An 18,047-nucleotide genomic window follows, 5' to 3' on the forward strand; every position below is an offset into this window, starting at 1 on the left:
GTGCGGGGCAGGCTCAGATGAGGCCCAGCTCCTGGACCGCGTCGCGCTCCTCGGTCAGCTCCTTGACCGAGGCGTCGATGCGGGCGCGCGAGAAGTCGGAGATCTCCAGGCCCTGGACGATCTCGAACTTGCCGTCCTTGGTGGTGACGGGGAAGGAGGAGATCAGGCCCTCCGGAACGCCGTAGGAGCCGTCGGAGACGACACCCATGGAGGTCCAGTCGCCCTCGGCGGTGCCGTTGACCCAGGTGTGGACGTGGTCGATGGCGGCGTTGGCGGCCGAGGCGGCCGAGGAGGCGCCGCGGGCGTCGATGATGGCGGCACCGCGCTTGGCGACGGTGGGGATGAACTCACCCTCCAGCCAGGCCAGGTCGCTGCCGACGGCCTCGAAGGCCGGCTTGCCGGCGATCTCGGCCTGGAAGATGTCCGGGTACTGGGTCGCGGAGTGGTTGCCCCAGATGGTGACGCGCTTGATGTCGGAGACCACGGCGCCGGTCTTGGAGGACAGCTGGCCGACGGCGCGGTTGTGGTCCAGGCGGGTCATCGCGGTGAAGCGCTCGGCCGGGACGTCCGGGGCGTTGCGCTGGGCGATCAGGGCGTTGGTGTTGGCCGGGTTGCCGACGACCAGGACCTTGATGTCGTCCGCGGCGTTGTCGTTGATGGCCTTGCCCTGCGGGCCGAAGATGCCGCCGTTGGCCGACAGCAGGTCGCCGCGCTCCATGCCCGCGGTGCGCGGACGGGCGCCGACCAGCAGCGCGACGTTGGCGCCGTCGAAGGCCACGTTCGGCTGGTCCGTGATCGTGATGTCGCGCAGCAGCGGGAAGGCGCAGTCGACGAGCTCCATGGCGGTGCCCTCGGCGGCCTTGAGGCCCTGCGGGATCTCCAGGAGGCGCAGGTTCACCGGCACGTCGGCACCGAGCAGGTGGCCCGAGGCGATGCGGAAGAGCAGCGCGTAGCCGATCTGGCCGGCTGCTCCGGTGATGGTGACGTTGACGGGGGTGCGGGTCATTTCTACCTTCTCCAGCAAATCGCCAGGCGCCCCAGGCACACCGGCACTGGAGCCAGGATGATCTCTCTCGACGTCGAGAGACCGGCGTCAGGTTATCGCAAAGGGAAGCGTATCCCCGGTGTCCCGGCGTGGCTGATGCGTCACAGAAGCAAGGCGGCCCCCGCCCGGGCCCTGGATTTCCACGGGACCGGGCGGGGGCCGTCGCAGGCCCCGCGGATCAGTGCCTGGGCCGGCCCATCAGCTGGCCGATGTTGTCGAGCAGCGGGATCTGCAGCCACGGGTTCGGCTGCGCCACCAGGGTCAGCAGCACGATCGAGATGCCCAGGAAGCTCAGCACGATCACGTCGGTGAAGCGGCTGCGCACCGCCAGCATCCCGACCTCGGGCAGCACCAGCCGCAGCACCGCGCCGAGCAGCACGCCGCAGCCGAGGATCAGCAGCCCGTACTTGAACCCGTCCTTGAAGTCGGCGAACCAGGTGACCGCGAGGCCGGCGCCGACGACCAGCAGGACCAGCGTGATCGGCCACTGCCGCACCGGCAGCGCGTGCTCGCGTCCGAGGGCCGCGGAGGCGCCCTCGGGCGGCAGGGTGCCGGTCGTCCTGACCGGCCTGCGGCGGGACCGTGCCGGTCGCGGTTCAGTCATGCTCGCCGTCCCTGGGGTGTCAGATGCCGGCGCGGCGCTCGGCCGCCTCGACGATGTTGTTGAGCAGCATCGCGCGGGTCATCGGGCCCACGCCGCCGGGGTTCGGGGAGATCCAGCCGGCCACCTCGGCCACCCCCGGGTGCACGTCGCCGACGATCTTGCCCTCGCTGCGGCTGACGCCCACGTCCAGCACCGCCGCGCCCGGCTTGACGTCCTCCGGCTTGACCAGGTGCGGCACGCCGGCGGCGGCCACGATGATGTCGGCCTTGCGCAGGTGGGCGCCGAGGTCCCGGGTGCCGGTGTGGCACAGGGTGACGGTGGCGTTCTCGCTGCGGCGGGTCAGCAGCAGGCCGATCGAGCGGCCGACGGTGATGCCGCGGCCGACCACGACCACCTCGGCGCCGTTGATCTCGACGTCGTGGCGGCGCAGCAGCTCGACGATGCCGAGCGGGGTGCACGGCAGCGGGCCCTCGATGCCCAGGGCGAGCCGGCCGAGCGAGGTCGGGTGCAGGCCGTCGGCGTCCTTGTCCGGGTCCATCAGCTCCAGGACCGGGTTCTGGTCCAGGCCCTTGGGCAGCGGCAGCTGGACGATGTAGCCGGTGCAGGACGGGTCGGCGTTGAGCTCGCGGACGACGTTCTCGACGTCCTCCTGGGTGGCGGTGGCGGGCAGCTCGCGCTGGATCGAGGCGATGCCGACCTCGGCGCAGTCCTTGTGCTTGCCGTTCACGTACCAGCGGCTGCCCGGGTCGTCGCCGACCAGGACGGTGCCGAGGCCGGGCGTGACGCCCTTCGCCTTGAGGACCGCCACGCGGGCGGCGAGTTCGGACTTGATCGCGGCGGCGGTGGCCTTGCCATCGAGAATCTGGGCAGTCATGACCCCATTCTCCCGGATCGCCGGGGGTCTCCGTACCGAGGGCGTCCGACCGCTGCCGCCACGCTCGCGGGCGCGCTTGCGGGCCCGGTCCCGGGCGCGGTCCGGGGCGCGGCTCCGGCCCGGTCCCGGGCAGGCCTCCGGGGTGGACGAACGGGTGAACGGACGGGTACGAAGGTCCGACGCACGTTGCGGTTGCGCCACAGTCTTGACGCGGCACGCGGAACCGGCTGGACAGGGCGCCGCCGTCCGGATGACGATAAGCGCGCATTCCCGCCGCGATACCGGCCCGGTGACGGGCCGACGGACCCCGCGGCGGGGCGTACCCGGGGGAAAGAGCCAGTGAGCCGACCACAGCAGAACGAGCAGTCCGACCGCGGGGGCACCGTTCCGCCCGCGCCGTACCCGTCGGCCGCCTCGCACCCCTGACGCTCACCACGCTGCGAGCCGCGGCGCCCGTCACCGCCGCCGGGCCGTTCCCCGCTCCGCCGACGTCCCCCTCGGCCGGTGACCCGACTCACCGACCGGGACCGTCGGCGTCCCGTCCCCGCGTCCCCGTAACTGCCCGGAGGCATCCATGACGTACCCGCCCGACCCGAACAACCCGTACGGCCAGCCGCCGGCCGCCCCGGGCTACGGCTACCCGCAGCAGGCCCCGCCGCAGGCCGCCCCGGGCTACGGCTACCCGCAGCAGGCCCCGGCCTACGGGTACGCGCCGATGGTCCCGCCGTCCATGCCGGGCCTGATGACCACCGCCCGGGTGCTGCTGTTCATCGTCGGCGGCGTCCAGACGCTCGCCGCGATCTCCTACGTGATCATCGGGGCGGCGGCCAAGGACGTCACCAACGCCGCCAGCCGGACCACCAGCGACGACAACCCGTTCACCGCGCTCGGCGACGCCGCCGCCGGTGTCCTGCTCGTCGTCGGCGTGCTGTTCGGGCTGTTCGCCGCGCTCTCCATCACGCTCGGCGTGAAGTTCGGCAAGGGCGGCAACGCCGTCCGCGTCACCACCATCGTGTACGGCTCGCTGGGTGCCCTGGTCGGCCTGCTGATCCTGCTCGGCGCCATCTCCGGCGGCACCGCGGTCGGCCTGGTGATGGCCCTGCTCTGGCTGGCGATCAGCATCATCTGGATCACCGCCATGTGCGTCCAGGACGGCGTCAACTGGTTCAACCGGCCGCGTTACTGACCGGCCCGCACGAACGACGCAGAGCGGCCCGGCTCCCTCCTCGGAGGGGGCCGGGCCGCTCTGTCGTGCCGTCACACCGTCACGCCGTCGGCGGGACCGGTGGAATCGGCGGGATCAGTGGAAGAAGTGCCGCGCGCCGGTGAAGTACATGGTCACGCCGGCCTCGGCGGCCGCCGCGACGACCTCCTCGTCCCGGATCGAGCCGCCGGGCTGGACGATCGCCCTGACACCGGCCGCGATCAGGATCGCCGGGCCGTCCGCGAACGGGAAGAAGGCGTCCGAGGCCGCGTAGGCGCCCTTGGCGCGCTCGCCGGCCCGCTCGACCGCGAGCTTGCAGGAGTCCACCCGGTTGACCTGGCCCATGCCGACGCCGACCGAGGCGCCGTCCTTGGCCAGCAGGATCGCGTTGGACTTGACGGCCCGACAGGCGCGCCAGGCGAAGGCCAGCTCGGCCAGCTCGTCGGCGGCCAGCGCCTCACCGCTGGCGAGGGTCCAGTTCGCCGGGTCGTCGCCCTCGGCGTGCACCCGGTCGGCGTCCTGGAGCAGCACGCCGCCGGAGATCGGGCGCACCTCCTGGCGGTTGGCCGGGGCCTCGGGGGCCAGCAGCACCCGCAGGTTCTTCTTGCGGGTGAGCACCTCCAGGGCGCCCTCCTCGTAGCCGGGGGCCACCACGACCTCGGTGAAGATCGGGGCGATCTGCTCGGCCAGCGCGACGGTGACCGGGCGGTTGACGGCGATCACGCCGCCGTACGCGGAGACCGGGTCGCACTCGTGCGCCTTGCGGTGCGCCTCGGCTACGTCGGCGCCGGTCCCGATGCCGCACGGGTTGGCGTGCTTGATGATCGCGACGGCCGGCTCGGCGTGGTCGTAGGCGGCGCGGCGGGCGGCGTCGGTGTCGACGTAGTTGTTGTACGACATCTCCTTGCCGTGCAGCTGCTGCGCGCCGGCCAGACCTCCCGTGCCGTCGCTGTAGAGCGCGGCGCCCTGGTGCGGGTTCTCGCCGTAGCGCAGCACGTTCTGCCGCTCCCAGGTCGAGCCGAGGAACTCGGGGAAGTGCTCGTCGCTGGGGGCGTAGCCGTCCTCGAACCAGGAGGCGACGGCCACGTCGTAGGCGGCGGTGTGGGCGAACGCGGCACCGGCCAGGCGCTTGCGGGTGGCCAGGTCGAAGCCGCCCTCCTGCGCCGCCTCCAGCACGTCGCCGTAGCGGGCCGGGTCGACCACCACGGCCACCGAGGGGTGGTTCTTGGCGGCGGCGCGGACCATGCTCGGGCCGCCGATGTCGATCTGCTCGACGCACTCGTCCGGGGTGGCGCCGGAGGCGACGGTGGCCTTGAACGGGTAGAGGTTCACGACGACCAGGTCGAAGGGCTCGACGCCGAGCTCGGCCAGCTGGGCGCGGTGCGACTCCAGCCGCAGGTCGGCCAGCACGCCGGCGTGCACCCGGGGGTGCAGCGTCTTCACGCGCCCGTCCAGGCACTCCGGGAAGCCGGTCAGCTCGGAGACCTCGGTCACCGGGACACCGGCGGCGGCGATCCGGCCGGCGGTGGAGCCGGTGGAGACGATGGCGACCCCGGCGGCGTGCAGGCCCTGGGCCAGCTCCTCCAGACCGGTCTTGTCGTACACGCTGATCAGCGCGCGACGGATCGGACGGACGTTCTCCGAAACGGGCGTGGTGGAGCTGGCACTCATGCCGGAATCCATACCTTTCGGTCCTCGATGCGGTGACCTTCGCGGGCCAGCCGGCCCACGACGTCGACGAGCAACTGGCGCTCGACAGTCTTGATGCGCTCGTGCAGCGCTTCGCCGCCATCGGCGTGGTCGGCGTCGACGACCTCGACGACGCCCTGCGCGATGATCGGCCCGGTGTCCACGCCGGAGTCGACCAGGTGGACGGTGCAGCCGGTGACCTTCACGCCGTACGCGAGCGCGTCGGTGACGCCGTGGGCGCCGGGGAAGGAGGGCAGCAGCGCGGGGTGGGTGTTGACGGTCCGCCCGGCGAAGGCGGCGATGAACTCGGGGCCGAGGATCTTCATGAAACCGGCCGTGACCACCAGGTCCGGCTGGTACTCGGCGACGGAGGCGGTCAGCGCGCGGTCCCAGGCGGCCCGGTCCGGGTGGTCCTTCACCCGGTGGACGAAGGTCGGCAGGCCCGCCTTCCCGGCGCGCTCCAGGCCCGCGATCCCGTCCCGGTCCGCGCCGACGGCGAGGATCTCGGCGCCGTAGGCCGGGTCGGCGACGGCGTCGATCAGCGCCTGCAGGTTGGTGCCGGAGCCGGAGACCAGCACCACCAGGCGGGCCGGTCCGGGCGTACGGGGCGGGAAGTGCTGGGCGGGGGCGGCGGCCACTGCGCGTCTCTCCGTAGGTCGGGCGCCGTCCGCTGGTACGTCCACCGGTGGTGGGGCCACTACGAACGGCAGGTCGAGCGAGGGGGAACTCCAGGGAAATCCGCCGCGACGCGGGCCCCGGGGAACCTCTGTGGGCTGCTGACCGTCACCACGATAACGGCTGGTCGGAGGGCCTCCGCACCCTCCCGGCGGCGCTACGCGCGTAGTTGAGACGGGGATCTCCTCCGGCCCACCGCACCGGAGTTGCCCCGGACCGCACCGGCCCCGGCGTCCCCGCCCGCCCCGCGGCACCGGGCCGCCGGTGGCCCCACGGACGACTGCGGGATCATTGGGGGCGCGGGAGACCGCTCCGACGCGAGAACCTCCGAACGAGCCCCGACCGAGAAGGAATGGCTGAACCCATGAGCAGCGGCGACGACACCGGCGAGCGCAACCCCTTCGCGCCGCCGCCGGCGGATGCCCCGGACCAGCCGTGGCAGCCGCGCAGCCCCTGGGCCGGCGGAGGTCACGGCTCCGACGGCCAAGCGGGCCCCACCGGGCAGGGCGGCCCCACCGGGCAGGGCGGCACCGACGGCAGGGGCGGCGAGCGTCCGCAGCTGCCGCCGCAGTGGGGCCCCGGCGACGGCCGCACCGGCCAGCGACCGCCGTCCCCGCAGCCGCCCCGGCTCGACCTCGCCGATCCGGCCCACCGCAAGGCCCGCAACGCGGCGCTGGCCGGGCCGTTCGCCCTGGTCTGCCTGTTCGCGGGGTTCCACTGGATCGCCCTGCTGATCGGGGCGCTCGGCGTCGTCTGGGGCGTCGGCGCGCTGCGGACCCGGCGGCCCGCCCCGGCCGCCACCGTCGCCGGGCCGGCCGGGCCGCTCCCCGCGGCCCCCGCCCCGAACCCGCTCACCCCGGCGGCCCTCGCCGGCATCCTGACCGGTGCGATGACCATCGTGGTCGCGACCTCGGTGATCGGCCTCGGGTACCACTACCGCGACTACGTCACCTGCGTCCAGGACTCGCTGACCAGCGTCGGCGCCCAGAACTGCGACCGGTACGCGCCGCAGTGGTACGTGGACTTCACCGGGAACACCGAGTAGCCGGACCTCCGGGTCCCCCGGTCGCCCCGGCCCCGGTCAGTGGTCGAGGCCCGGTCGGTCGTCGAGGCCCGCGCGGTCGTCCGGGTCCCGCCCGTCGGGGCCCGGTCCGCCGGAGGCGGGCCCGGCACCCGGCTCCGAAAGCCGCAGCACGAGAGCGTACGTACGGGCGCGCAGCCCCAGCGCACCCCGGCGGGCCTGGCGCGCGAGCCGGGCGTACACGCCCACACCGTCCGCCGGGCCCAGCATCCGGTACCGGACCAGCAACGCGCCCGGGACGGCGACCAGTACGATCCAGCCCGCCGCCGCCGGACCCGTCCACGGCAGCGGCCCCACCCACGCCAGCCGCTCCCCCGCCAGCGCCCCGCCGGAGAGCCGGCCCAGCACCGCCGCCCCGACCCCGACCCACAGCGCCGCCGCCAGCGCGGCCACCACCGTCGCGGCCGGCGTCCAGGGCTCGGGCCGCTCCCCGGCCCCCGCCCCGGAGACCGGCAGCCGCCGGCCCGCCGCCGCACGGCCCAGCAGCACCGCCGGCACCACCCCGGCCAGCAGCGGCAGGACCGACACCGCGAGCCGCCAGCCGCCCGGCCCGTCCGCCGGCAGCAGGGCGAACAGCGGGAACTCGGGCACCGGGCCCAGCACCGCACCGGTCGGCGACACCACCGTCCCGGCGCCGAGCGCGAAGCCCGGCCCCAACGCGTACGCCGCCCCCCACAGCACCGCGTTCGGCAGCAGCGCCAGCGCGAGCAGCACCAGCCCCAGCAGCGCGACGGGCCCGCCGCCGAGCAGCGCCATCCCACGCCCACTGCCCGCCACCGCGTCCAGCACCGCCGAGAACACCACCAGCAGACCGCCCACCGCGACCAGCCCGGCCCCGGCCGCCAGCGCCGCGGCCCGTACCACCGGCGCACCGTCGACCGGGCGGTACGGCGGCGGGAGGCGGTCCAGCGGGGAGTCGACCGGCACGTCGAGGACGGCCACCGAGCGGGCCCCCGCAGCCGTCGCCAGGCCCGCCACCAGCGCCACCACCAGCACGTCCAGCAGCACCCGGCTGCGGAACGGCCCGGTGGCCGCGCAGTGCAGCGCCACCGCGAAGGCCACCGCGCAGTACCCCGCCCACATCGCCACCGGACCGCCCCAGCGCGGGCGCGGCCCGCGCCGCGCGGCCACCCTGGCGGCCGCCCGGTAGAGCCGGACCACGGCCAGGGCGCCGAGCAGCAGCGGAGTGACCGTCAGCGGGGCGTCCGCCGGCCCGCGCAGCAGCGGCGCTCCGTGCCCCAGCAGCCAGAGCGCCCCCGCCAACCGGGTGACAACGGCCGCGTCGTCGTCCGCGTACGGCGTCGCCACCCAGAGCCCGAGCACCGGCGCCCCGACCACCGCCAGGCCGACCAACGCCGTCCGCACACCCGCCAACAGGTCGGCCAGCGCGGGGCGTCCGCCCAATTCACCGGGCGACTCCAGGATCGGACGGCCCATCAGCTGAGTCATGGGCCACATGGTGCCAAGGCGACTCGCCATGCTCCGTGAAGCGCCAAACCGCCGCCGTGTCCCAGATTATTGGCTTATGCGCATTTTCAGACCTTGCCCCCAAGCCGCCGGCGCCCCGGCCCGGAGCGTCTGATGGCCACGCCACCCACCGCCGACTCCCCCACTCCGGAGCGCCACCGCAGGCCCGCCCGCGCCGAGACCGACCCGGGCCGCCTGCTGCGGAAGCTGACCCCCCGTGAGGCCCAGACCCTGGCCCACCTCGCCGCCGGCCACGACCTCCCCCGCACCGCCGCCACCCTCGGGGTCACCCCCACCACCGCCCGCAGCTACCTCCAGCGCGCGATGCGCAAGCTCGGCACCCGCACCGCGGCGGAGGCACTCGCCCTGCTGGCCGGCACGCCGCCGCGCCCCCAGGACCCCGGCCCGACCGGACACCCGGCGAACTTCGCCGGCCTCGACCCGGCCGACCCGGCCGACCCGGGCCCGGCCCCGGGTGCCGGGCTCCCACCGGCCGAACCGGTCCTCCTGCGGCCGGATCCGGGCTCCTCCGCCCCGGCCGCCCCCGGTTCCGTGACGGGAGCAGACCGCCCGCGGGCCGACGCGGCAACGGACGGGGAGGCGACCGGGAAGCGGAGCCGCACCCGAGCCGGGAAACCCGCCCCGGGACCCTCGGGCGGCACCCGGCGGGCGGCCCCGGCCGGGCAGCCCCGGCAGGCCGCCGACGGGCCGCCGGCCGACGGGAGGAGCGCCGCCCCCGGGCGCGCGCAGGAGCCACGCACGCCCGGGGGCCGGCCAGGATCCGCCGCCCTCCAGGCACCTCCGGCCGCGGCGGCGGACGACGGGCGGCGTCAGCCGTCCGACACCGGCCACCCGCCGACGGCCCCCGGGGACCCCGACCGGCACGGCGGCACTCCCGCCGCTCCCACCGCCGGGCCGGCCTGGCAGGCGAGTGCTCCGACCGCGGACGCGGCCGGTGGAGGCAGGTCGGAGGAGGCCCCCGCCGGCCCGGCCGCCGACCACGAGGGCACGCCGCACCACGCCCCGGCCGCACCCGAACCGGACACCGGGCCGGACGCCGAACGGCCACCGGCCGCCGAACCCGACCGGACGCGGACGGCACGGCCGGAGCCGCAGGAGCCTGCCGCCGCCAGTCCCGGCCGGGCGGCGCTGGCCGCCGCCGCTCCCGCGGGCGCGGACGACGACCTCGACGCCGAGCCCCCGGCGATGGGCTTCGACGAGCTCTACGAGACCGCGCACACCCGGCTGGTGCAGCAGGTGTTCCTGCTGACCGCCTGCCGGCACCGGGCGGTGCACTGCGTACGGCGGGCGTTCGGCGAGGCCAGGCGGTGCTGGGGCACGGCCGCCGGTTCGGGGAACCCGGAGGGCTGGGTACGGGCGCGCGCCTGCGAGCTGGCGCTGTCCCCGTGGCACCGGGGCGGCCCCCGGCGGGCGCACGTGTGGGGGCTGCCGCACCGGCGGATCAAGGTGCGGCCGGCCGACGAGACCCAGGCGGTGCTGCCGGACCACGACCGGCTGACCGACCGGGACCGGGCGCTGCTGAAGGCGCTCAAGCGGCTGTCCCGCCCCCAGCGCCGGGCGCTGGTGCTGCACGACGGGCTGGGGCTGCCGGCCGTGGCGGTCGCGGTGGAGGTGGAGTCCACCCGGGCGGCGGCCGAGGGGCGGGTGTGGGCCGCCCGGGCGGCGCTGGCCGCATGGGTGCCGGACCTGGTCGGGCCGGACCCGGCGGCGCCGGGCTTCGCGGACGGGCTGTGCGGGCTGCTCCACCGGGCGGCGGTGCGCGGCTGCCCGGAGCCGCACCGGACGCCGGTGCCGGTGCTGCGGGCCCGGTACCGGCTCCGGACGGCGAGCCGGACGGGCGCGGCGGCGCTGCTGACGGTCGCGGTGGGCGGGGCGACGCTGGCGACCCTGGCGGGGGTGCGCCCGGCGGAGCTGTTCCGGCCGACCACCCCGCCGACGCCCACGCTCTGCCTGGCCGCCACCGCGGCGCAGGCGGCGGAGCCGGCCGTGCCGCTGCTGCCCGACGGGGCGCCGAACGGCATCACCAGCATCTGGTGCAGCCCGGCGCCCGGGCTGGAGGCCGTCCTGGTGGATCCGCAGCCCCAGGCGGTCGCGCGCTGGGAGCTGCCGCCGGCGGCCCGGGGCGCCGCTCCGCCGCCGCAGGGCCCGGCGGCCTGCCGGCAGTGGTCGCCGCTGCCCTGCACCACGGGGCCGGGGCGGCACTGAGCCGCGAACGGCGAACGCCCCCGCCCGGGAGGGCGGGGGCGTTCGTCACGCGCGGGGCGGGATCAGGCCTGGGCGGCGATGATCTCGCGGGCCAGGCGGGCGGTCTCGGACGGCGTCTTGCCGACCTTGACACCGGCGGCCTCGAGGGCCTCCTTCTTGGCCTGGGCGGTGCCCGAGGAGCCGGAGACGATGGCGCCGGCGTGGCCCATGGTCTTGCCCTCGGGGGCGGTGAAGCCCGCGACGTAGCCGACGACCGGCTTGGTGACGTGCTCGGCGATGTAGGCCGCGGCACGCTCCTCGGCGTCGCCACCGATCTCACCGATCATGACGATGATCTCGGTGTCCGGGTCCTCCTGGAAGGCCTTGAGGGCGTCGATGTGGGTGGTCCCGATGACCGGGTCACCGCCGATGCCCACGGCCGAGGAGAAGCCGATGTCGCGCAGCTCGTACATGAGCTGGTAGGTCAGGGTGCCCGACTTCGAGACCAGACCGATCTTGCCGGAGCTGGTGATGTCGGCCGGGATGATGCCGGCGTTCGACTGTCCGGGGCTGATCAGGCCGGGGCAGTTCGGGCCGATGATGCGGGTCTTGTTGCCCTTGGCACCGGCGTGCGCCCAGAAGGCGGCGGTGTCGTGCACCGGGACGCCCTCGGTGATGACGACGGCCAGGCCGATCTCGGCGTCGATGGCCTCGACGACGGCGGCCTTGGTGAAGGCCGGCGGCACGAAGAGGACGGAGACGTCGGCCCCGGTCTTCTCCATCGCCTCGGCGACGGAGCCGAAGACCGGGATCTCGGTGCCGTCGACGTCGACCGTGGTGCCGGCCTTGCGCGGGTTCACGCCGCCGACGATCCGGGTGCCGGAGGCGAGCATGCGGCGGGTGTGCTTCATGCCCTCGGCGCCGGTCATGCCCTGGACGATGACCTTGCTGTCCTTGGTAAGGAAGATAGCCATGGTGTTAAGTCCCCTTCCTTACTTGTTGGCCAGCTCGGCGGCGCGGTCAGCGGCGCCGTCCATGGTGTCCACGCGCTGGACCAGCGGGTGGTTGGCGTCGTCGAGGATCTTGCGACCCAGCTCCGCGTTGTTGCCGTCCAGACGGACGACCAGCGGCTTGGTGACGTTCTCGCCCTTGCCCTCCAGGAGCGCGAGGGCCTGCACGATGCCGTTGGCGACCGCGTCGCACGCGGTGATGCCGCCGAAGACGTTGACGAAGACCGACTTGACGTCGGGGTCGCCCAGGATGATCTCCAGGCCGTTCGCCATGACCTCGGCGGAGGCGCCGCCACCGATGTCGAGGAAGTTGGCGGGCTTGACGCCGCCGTGGTTCTCACCGGCGTACGCGACCACGTCGAGGGTGCTCATGACGAGGCCCGCGCCGTTGCCGATGATGCCGACCTGGCCGTCGAGCTTGACGTAGTTCAGGCCCTTGGCCTTGGCGGCGGCCTCCAGCGGGTTGGCCGCGGCCTTGTCCTCCAGGGCCTCGTGCTCGGGCTGGCGGAACTCGGCGTTCTCGTCCAGGGAGACCTTGCCGTCGAGCGCGATGATCTTGCCCTCACCGGACTTGATCAGCGGGTTGACCTCGACGAGGAGGGCGTCCTCCTTGATGAAGACGGTCCACAGCTTCTGCAGGACCTCGGCGACCTGGTCGGCGACCTCGGCCGGGAACTTCGCCGCGGCGACGATCTCGGCGGCCTTCTCCGGGGTGCAGCCCTCGTTGGCGTCGACCGGGATCTTGGCGAGCGCCTCGGGGTTCTGCTCGGCGACGACCTCGATCTCCACGCCGCCCTCGACGCTGGCCATGGCCAGGAAGGTGCGGTTGGTGCGGTCCAGCAGGAACGAGACGTAGTACTCGTCCTTGATGTCCGCGGTCTGGGCCAGCATCACCTTGTGAACGGTGTGGCCCTTGATGTCCATGCCGAGGATCTGCTCGGCCTTGGCGACGGCGTCCGCCGGGTCGGCGGCGAGCTTGACGCCGCCGGCCTTGCCTCGGCCACCCACCTTCACCTGAGCCTTGACGACGGCGCGGCCGCCGAAGCGCTCCGCGATGGCGGCAGCGTCTGCGGCGGTCTCGATGACATCGCCGTCAAGCACGGGCACACCGTGCTTGGCGAAGAGGTCCCTCGCCTGGTACTCGAACAGGTCCACGTGTTTGTCCTTGTTCGTGGTCGCGGATTGTGTCTCTACGAGCGTGCCACGGCAGGATCTTCGCTGCGGGTCGTCGGGGCGGTGCGGGTACGCAGAGGTACGGCCTTGCGGCCCACACAGCCACGGGCGCTCACGTCAATCAACACGCGCGTCACGTCCGTCTGGCAGGTTATCCCCGCGGGACGGGACTGTTCCGCCCGGGGCCTGCCCGGCATGGGTGAGAACCGTCACAGAATGCCCAGGAGGGACGGGGTGGACGGCCGGTCCACCGATCGGTCCTATTAACGCGTTCGGGTGAATCCTCACCCCCCCTGGGCGGGCACCGGGATCGGGCGCTTCTCGATCGCCGCCGCCATGATCTCCGGGAACGCGTCCGGGGTGCAGGCGAAGGCCGGCGCGCCGAGCGAGGCCAGGGCGGCGGCGTGCGCGTGGTCGTACGCCGGGGCCCCCTCGTCGGAGAGCGCGAGCAGCGCGATGAACTGGACGCCGGCCGCCTTCATCGCGGCGACCCGCTTGAGCATGCCGTCCCGGATGCCGCCCTCGTACAGGTCGCTGATCAGCACCACGACGGTCTCGGAGGGTCGGGTGATCTTCGACTGGCAGTAGGCCAGGGCGCGGTTGATGTCGGTGCCGCCGCCGAGCTGGGTGGCGAACAGGACGTCGACCGGGTCGGTGAGCTGTTCGGTGAGGTCGACCACCGAGGTGTCGAACACGACCAGCCGGGTGTCCAGGGTGCGCATCGAGGCGAGCACCGCGCCGAAGACCGCCGAGTGGACCACCGAGGGCGCCATCGAGCCGGACTGGTCGATGCAGAGGATGACGTCCTTCTTCACGGCGCGCTGGGCGCGGGCGTAGCCGACCAGCCGCTCGGGGACGACGGTGCCGTGCTCGGGCAGGTAGTTCTTCAGGTTGGCCCGGATGGTGCGGTCCCAGTCGATGTCGCGGTGGCGGGGACGGTTGACCTTGGCACTGCGGTCGAGGGCGCCGCCGAGCGTGGCCCGGGTGCGGTCGGCGAGCCGGCGCTCCAGGTCGGCGACCACCTTGCCGACCACCGCCCGGGCGGTCTCCCGGGTGGTCTCGGGCAGCGCGTGCTTGAGCGACAGCAGGGTGCCGACCAGGTGCACGTCCGGCTCGACGGCCTCCAGCATCTCCGGCTCCAGCAGCAGCCGGTCCAGGCCGAGCCGGGTGATCGCGTCCTGCTGCATCAGCTGCACCACGGTGGAGGGGAAGTACTCGCGGATGTCACCCAGCCAGCGGGCCACCTGCGGGGCCGAGCCGCCCAACCCGGCACCGCGGCGGCCGGTGCGCCCGGCCCGGGCGCCCTCCTCGGGGGCGCCGCGGTAGAGCGCGGCGAGGGCGCCGTCCATCGCGGCGTCGCGGCCGCGCAGGGCGCAGCCGGTGCCGTCGGCCTCGCCGCCGAGCACCAGCCGCCAGCGGCGCAGCCGTTCGTCGGTCGTGGGCGCTGCCATCTCGTCCTCCTTCAGCGGGTCCTGCGGTGGGGCAGGCGTTCGGTGCGGTGGGTGCCACCGCGGTGGGTGTCAGGTGTCGCGGCCGGCGGCCTGCCGGGGGATCCTCGGGCGGATCCCGAGCAGCAGGGCCACCACCGGGACGGCGGCGTCGGCGCGGGCCCGGTCCAGCTCACCGGCCGCGGCGTCGACGGCCGGCGGCTCACCGAGCGGGCCGGCCGCGACCCGGCCGCCGATGGTGGTGCGCACGCCCGCCTCCAGTCCGGCGAAGGTGCGGCGCAGCAGCGGCAGGACGTCGGTGAAGGCCTCGCCGCTCACCCCGGTCAGCCACTCGTCCAGCAGGGCGAGCAGCCGCGGGTCGTGCAGCAGCAGGGCGCCGCCGCCGGTCAGGAAGCCCTCGACCCAACCGGCCGCGTCGGCCGGGGCGTTGGCGGCGGAGAGCACCAGCCTCAGTCGTCGGCCGGCCTCGGCGGAGTCGAGCCGGCCGTCGTCCAGCAGCAGCCGCACGGCCCGGCCGCGCAGCAGCCCGGGGGCGCCGGTGGCCGGTCCGCCGGCCGGCTCGCGGCGGGCCAGCGAGCGCAGGGCGGCGGCCCAGCGGTCGGCCAGGCCGGCCAGGCCGTCCGGGTCCGGCGCGGTGCCGGCGGCGGTGGTGGTGTCGGCCGTGGTGGTGCCGGCGGCAGTGGCGTCGCCGGGATCGGCGGCCAGCAGGCCGATCGCGCCGTGCACCTCGTCGAGGCGGCCGCGCATCGCCTCCGCGCCCCGCGCGTCCAGGCCGACGCAGCCGGGCGGCAGTCCGACGCAGATCCGCTCGGCCAGGCCCGCGGCCGCCTCGGCGAGCGCGCCGTGGTCGGTGCCGCGCACGTCGCCGTAACGCAGCGCGCGGACCAGTGCGGGCAGCGCGCCCGCGAGGTGCGCGACGTCGGTGTCCAGGGCCGCGCAGTCGGCGAGCACCCGCATCACGGCGGGCAGTGCGCCGGACAGCCCGGCCAGCAGGCAGGTCTCCACCAGGCCGGTCAGCTCGGCGAGTTCCCCGGCGGCGCGGGCGGTGCCGACGGCCTTGTTGGCCGCGGCCTCCTCGACCGTGGTGCCCCACTGGGCGGCCTCGGCGATCCGGACCGCGAACTCGGGCTGCCAGCACAGCCGCCAGCTCTCCCGGAACGTCCCGGTCGAGTTCACCGAGGAGCGCGCGGGCACGCCCCAGTCCACGCCCAGCAGCCGCAGCCGGTGCAGCAGCCGGGAGCGGGCCGCGTCGGTGTCCTTGCGCAGGTCGAGGTCGACGTCCTTCGGCGCGGCCTCGGGCTTGAGCCGCAGCGAGCGCTGCAACCGGGTCAGGTCGCGCTGGAGCGGCACCGCCGGTGCGGCGTCCGGGACCTCGCCGAGCGCGTCGCCGACCACCAGGCGGTCCCGGACCAGCTCCAGGGCGACGTCCGAGCCCTCGCAGAGCACCGCGCGCACGGCGTCCAGGGTCTCGGTCAGCCCGGCGAGCGGGCGGCCGCGCAGCACGGCCAGGGTCTCGGCCAGCCGGACCGCCTCGATCACGTGCGCGGAGGAGACCGGGTGGTCCTCGGCGCGCAGCAGGTCGGCCGCCCGGGTGAGCCAGCGCGGCACCGGGTCACCGTCGGTGGTGAACAGGTGGTGGTACCAGCCGGGCGACTGCACACCCGCGCCGTAACCGGTGGCCTGGGAGAGCCGGCGGTGCGTCCACGGCACCCAGGTGATGTCCGTCCGCACCTTCTTCGGCAGTGCGGCGAGCAGCGCCCGGTCGTGGGCGACGGTGGGCATCCGCTCCAGCGCCGGGACGTGGAAGGCCCCGCAGACCACGGCGATCCTGCGGTGCCCGGCGCGGCGGGCGGCACGGATCTGCTGGCGCATGTACGCCTCGCGCAGCTGGTCCCGGCGGGACTCGCCGAGGCCCTCCGCGCGCAGCGCGCCCATCGCCTCGGCGACGGCGGCGAACGGCGCCAGCGCGTCGTCGCCGGGCGCGCGGTGCTCGACCACGTCCTCCCACCAGCGCTCCGCGTCGTCGTGCCCGGCCGCCTCGGCGAGCAGCGCCAGCGGGTCGGCGACCGGTCCGGTGTCCTCCTCCTCGACGGCCGTCCCCTCCTCGGCCGTCCCCTCCGCGTCCTCCTCCGGGGCCGGCGCGAAGCCGTGCCCGGCGGGCAGGTCGATGAAGCGGACCGGCAGGTCGTGCTCCACGGCGTGCCGGATCGCCACCCACTCCGGGGAGAACTCGGCGTACGGCCAGAAGGCGGCCTTCGCCGGGTCGTCCACCGCGTGGGCGAGCAGCGCGACCGGCGGGACCAGGTCCTTCTCCGCGGCCAGGTGGACGATGCCGTCGGCCTCCGGCGGGCCCTCGATCAGCACCGCGTCCGGCCGCCACTGCGCCAGCGCGGCGGCGACCGCCCGGGCCGAGCCGGGGCCGTGGTGGCGGATGCCCAGCAGGGCGACCTCGGGCGCCGTCATGCCCCCACCTCACGGGCGGCGCGGTAGAAGTCCTTCCAGCCGTCGCGCTCGCGCACCACCCCTTCGACGTACTCGCGCCAGACCGCCCGGTCCGCCACCGGGTCGCGGACGACGGCGCCGAGGATGCCGGCCGTCACGTCCCCGGCGCGCAGCACCCCGTCGCCGAAGTGGGTGGCCAGCGCGAGTCCGTTGGTCACCACCGAGATCGCCTCGGCGGTGGAGAGGGTGCCGCTCGGGGTCTTGACCTTCGTCCGGCCGTCCACCGTGATCCCGGCCCGCAGCTCCCGGAAGACGGTGACCACGCGCCTGATCTCCTCGGCGCCGCCGGGCAGTTCGGGCAGTTCCAGGGAGCGGCCGAGCTGGTTGACCCGGCGGGTGACGATGTCGACCTCCTCGTCCAGCGAGCCCGGCAGCGGCAGCACCACGGTGTTGAAGCGGCGGCGCAGCGCGCTGGACAGCTCGTTGACGCCGCGGTCGCGGTCGTTGGCGGTGGCGATCACGTTGAAGCCGCGCACCGCCTGCGTCTCGGAGCCCAACTCCGGTATCGGCAGCGTCTTCTCCGACAGGATGGTGATCAGGCTGTCCTGCACGTCGGCCGGGATGCGGGTGAGCTCCTCGACCCGGGCGATCCTGCCCTCGGCCATCGCCCGCATCAGCGGCGAGGGCACCAGGGCGTCCCGGCTGGGCCCGCGGGTGAGCAGCTGGGCGTAGTTCCAGCCGTACCGGACGGCCTCCTCGGGGGTGCCGGCGGTGCCCTGCACCAGCATCGTGGAGTCGCCGCTGATCGCCGCCGCCAGGTGCTCGGACACCCACGTCTTCGCGGTGCCCGGCACGCCGAGCAGCAGCAGCGCGCGGTCCGTCGCCAGGGTCGTCACGGCGACCTCGACGACCCGGCGCGGGCCGATGTACTTGGGGGTGATCCGGGTGCCGTCGGGCAGTTCGCCGCCGAGCAGGTACGTCGCCACGGCCCACGGCGAGAGCTTCCAGCGCTCGGGACGCGGACGGTCGTCCTGTGCGGCCAGCGCGGCCAGTTCGCCGGCGAACGCGTCCTCGGCGTGCTGCCGCAGAACGTCGGTCATGGGGGCTCCTTCGGGTCTGCCGCCGGGCAC

General features: G+C 75.0%; 14 protein-coding genes. 3 read left to right on the forward strand and 11 right to left on the reverse strand.

Going from position 1 to position 18,047, the window contains the following annotated elements:
• Window positions 1–13: 13 nt before the first annotated feature.
• The 3 genes from ACFWJ4_RS28990 to ACFWJ4_RS29000 all read right to left on the reverse strand — a co-directional run bounded on the left by ACFWJ4_RS28990 (window position 14) and on the right by ACFWJ4_RS29000 (window position 2,523).
• Window positions 14–1,006, reverse strand: coding sequence for a malate dehydrogenase (locus ACFWJ4_RS28990; RefSeq protein WP_380548866.1), 993 nt, complete (start codon window positions 1,004–1,006; stop codon window positions 14–16).
• Between the two features lie 217 nt (window positions 1,007–1,223).
• Window positions 1,224–1,649: a DUF3017 domain-containing protein gene (locus ACFWJ4_RS28995; protein ID WP_359915192.1), complete on the reverse strand. Its 426-nt coding sequence runs from the start codon at window positions 1,647–1,649 to the stop codon at window positions 1,224–1,226.
• A gap of 19 nt (window positions 1,650–1,668) precedes the next feature.
• On the reverse strand, window positions 1,669–2,523 hold the full coding sequence (locus ACFWJ4_RS29000; RefSeq protein ID WP_359915190.1) for a bifunctional methylenetetrahydrofolate dehydrogenase/methenyltetrahydrofolate cyclohydrolase: 855 nt from the start codon (window positions 2,521–2,523) through the stop codon (window positions 1,669–1,671).
• Window positions 2,524–3,097: 574 nt separating this feature from the next.
• On the opposite strand from ACFWJ4_RS29000, the gene ACFWJ4_RS29005 reads away from it, so the two are divergent.
• Complete coding sequence (locus ACFWJ4_RS29005) at window positions 3,098–3,709, forward strand: hypothetical protein (protein WP_359915188.1); 612 nt, start codon at window positions 3,098–3,100, stop codon at window positions 3,707–3,709.
• A 114-nt stretch (window positions 3,710–3,823) separates the two neighbouring features.
• Here the strand turns inward: ACFWJ4_RS29005 and purH are convergent, their stop codons facing one another.
• Both purH and purN read right to left on the reverse strand, forming a co-directional pair.
• Window positions 3,824–5,398, reverse strand: a complete 1,575-nt coding sequence (purH, locus tag ACFWJ4_RS29010; RefSeq protein WP_380548869.1) for a bifunctional phosphoribosylaminoimidazolecarboxamide formyltransferase/IMP cyclohydrolase — start codon at window positions 5,396–5,398, stop codon at window positions 3,824–3,826.
• Complete coding sequence (gene purN, locus ACFWJ4_RS29015) at window positions 5,395–6,054, reverse strand: phosphoribosylglycinamide formyltransferase (RefSeq protein ID WP_359915185.1); 660 nt, start codon at window positions 6,052–6,054, stop codon at window positions 5,395–5,397. The genes purH and purN overlap by 4 nt, the downstream gene beginning before the upstream one ends.
• A 401-nt stretch (window positions 6,055–6,455) precedes the next feature.
• Here purN and ACFWJ4_RS29020 point away from each other — a divergent pair, with 401 nt between their 5' ends.
• Window positions 6,456–7,136, forward strand: coding sequence for a hypothetical protein (locus tag ACFWJ4_RS29020; protein WP_380548871.1), 681 nt, complete (start codon window positions 6,456–6,458; stop codon window positions 7,134–7,136).
• A gap of 36 nt (window positions 7,137–7,172) precedes the next feature.
• On the opposite strand, the gene ACFWJ4_RS29025 is transcribed toward ACFWJ4_RS29020, so the two are convergent.
• On the reverse strand, window positions 7,173–8,621 hold the full coding sequence (locus ACFWJ4_RS29025) for a DUF6350 family protein (protein WP_380548874.1): 1,449 nt from the start codon (window positions 8,619–8,621) through the stop codon (window positions 7,173–7,175).
• 132 nt (window positions 8,622–8,753) lie between these two features.
• On the opposite strand from ACFWJ4_RS29025, the gene ACFWJ4_RS29030 reads away from it, so the two are divergent.
• Window positions 8,754–10,865, forward strand: coding sequence for a LuxR C-terminal-related transcriptional regulator (locus ACFWJ4_RS29030; RefSeq protein ID WP_380548877.1), 2,112 nt, complete (start codon window positions 8,754–8,756; stop codon window positions 10,863–10,865).
• A 62-nt stretch (window positions 10,866–10,927) separates the two neighbouring features.
• Here the strand turns inward: ACFWJ4_RS29030 and sucD are convergent, their stop codons facing one another.
• The 5 genes from sucD to ACFWJ4_RS29055 form a co-directional block, all read right to left on the reverse strand.
• The gene (gene sucD, locus ACFWJ4_RS29035; protein ID WP_380548880.1) at window positions 10,928–11,818 is read right to left on the reverse strand and encodes a succinate--CoA ligase subunit alpha; all 891 of its coding nucleotides are present in this window, start codon (window positions 11,816–11,818) and stop codon (window positions 10,928–10,930) included.
• Window positions 11,819–11,836: 18 nt separating this feature from the next.
• Complete coding sequence (gene sucC, locus ACFWJ4_RS29040) at window positions 11,837–13,009, reverse strand: ADP-forming succinate--CoA ligase subunit beta (protein ID WP_359911285.1); 1,173 nt, start codon at window positions 13,007–13,009, stop codon at window positions 11,837–11,839.
• A gap of 302 nt (window positions 13,010–13,311) precedes the next feature.
• A complete protein-coding gene (locus ACFWJ4_RS29045) occupies window positions 13,312–14,478 on the reverse strand; it encodes a VWA domain-containing protein (protein WP_380548883.1) in 1,167 nt (388 codons plus the stop codon).
• 69 nt (window positions 14,479–14,547) lie between these two features.
• Window positions 14,548–16,938 (reverse strand): DUF5682 family protein, encoded by a 2,391-nt coding sequence (locus tag ACFWJ4_RS29050; RefSeq protein ID WP_380548886.1) that lies wholly within the window; start codon window positions 16,936–16,938, stop codon window positions 14,548–14,550.
• Entirely contained in the window at window positions 16,935–18,017 is a 1,083-nt protein-coding gene (locus tag ACFWJ4_RS29055; protein ID WP_380548889.1) for an AAA family ATPase, read from the reverse strand. Before ACFWJ4_RS29055 ends, ACFWJ4_RS29050 begins: the two co-directional genes overlap by 4 nt.
• Window positions 18,018–18,047: the final 30 nt, after the last annotated feature.

The organism is Kitasatospora sp. NPDC127067, from assembly GCF_042724755.1.
Lineage (GTDB): Bacteria > Actinomycetota > Actinomycetes > Streptomycetales > Streptomycetaceae > Kitasatospora > Kitasatospora lactacystinica.

What these genes read in the sequence shown, in the direction of transcription:
- ACFWJ4_RS28990 (WP_380548866.1), bottom strand. Translation starts at nt 1,006, where the DNA reads ATGACCCGCACCCCCGTCAACGTCACCATCACCGGAGCAGCCGGCCAG.
- ACFWJ4_RS28995 (WP_359915192.1), bottom strand. Translation starts at nt 1,649, where the DNA reads ATGACTGAACCGCGACCGGCACGGTCCCGCCGCAGGCCGGTCAGGACG.
- ACFWJ4_RS29000 (WP_359915190.1), bottom strand. Translation starts at nt 2,523, where the DNA reads ATGACTGCCCAGATTCTCGATGGCAAGGCCACCGCCGCCGCGATCAAG.
- ACFWJ4_RS29005 (WP_359915188.1), top strand. Translation starts at nt 3,098, where the DNA reads ATGACGTACCCGCCCGACCCGAACAACCCGTACGGCCAGCCGCCGGCC.
- purH (WP_380548869.1), bottom strand. Translation starts at nt 5,398, where the DNA reads ATGAGTGCCAGCTCCACCACGCCCGTTTCGGAGAACGTCCGTCCGATC.
- ACFWJ4_RS29020 (WP_380548871.1), top strand. Translation starts at nt 6,456, where the DNA reads ATGAGCAGCGGCGACGACACCGGCGAGCGCAACCCCTTCGCGCCGCCG.
- ACFWJ4_RS29025 (WP_380548874.1), bottom strand. Translation starts at nt 8,621, where the DNA reads ATGACTCAGCTGATGGGCCGTCCGATCCTGGAGTCGCCCGGTGAATTG.
- ACFWJ4_RS29030 (WP_380548877.1), top strand. Translation starts at nt 8,754, where the DNA reads ATGGCCACGCCACCCACCGCCGACTCCCCCACTCCGGAGCGCCACCGC.
- sucD (WP_380548880.1), bottom strand. Translation starts at nt 11,818, where the DNA reads ATGGCTATCTTCCTTACCAAGGACAGCAAGGTCATCGTCCAGGGCATG.
- ACFWJ4_RS29045 (WP_380548883.1), bottom strand. Translation starts at nt 14,478, where the DNA reads ATGGCAGCGCCCACGACCGACGAACGGCTGCGCCGCTGGCGGCTGGTG.
- ACFWJ4_RS29050 (WP_380548886.1), bottom strand. Translation starts at nt 16,938, where the DNA reads ATGACGGCGCCCGAGGTCGCCCTGCTGGGCATCCGCCACCACGGCCCC.
- ACFWJ4_RS29055 (WP_380548889.1), bottom strand. Translation starts at nt 18,017, where the DNA reads ATGACCGACGTTCTGCGGCAGCACGCCGAGGACGCGTTCGCCGGCGAA.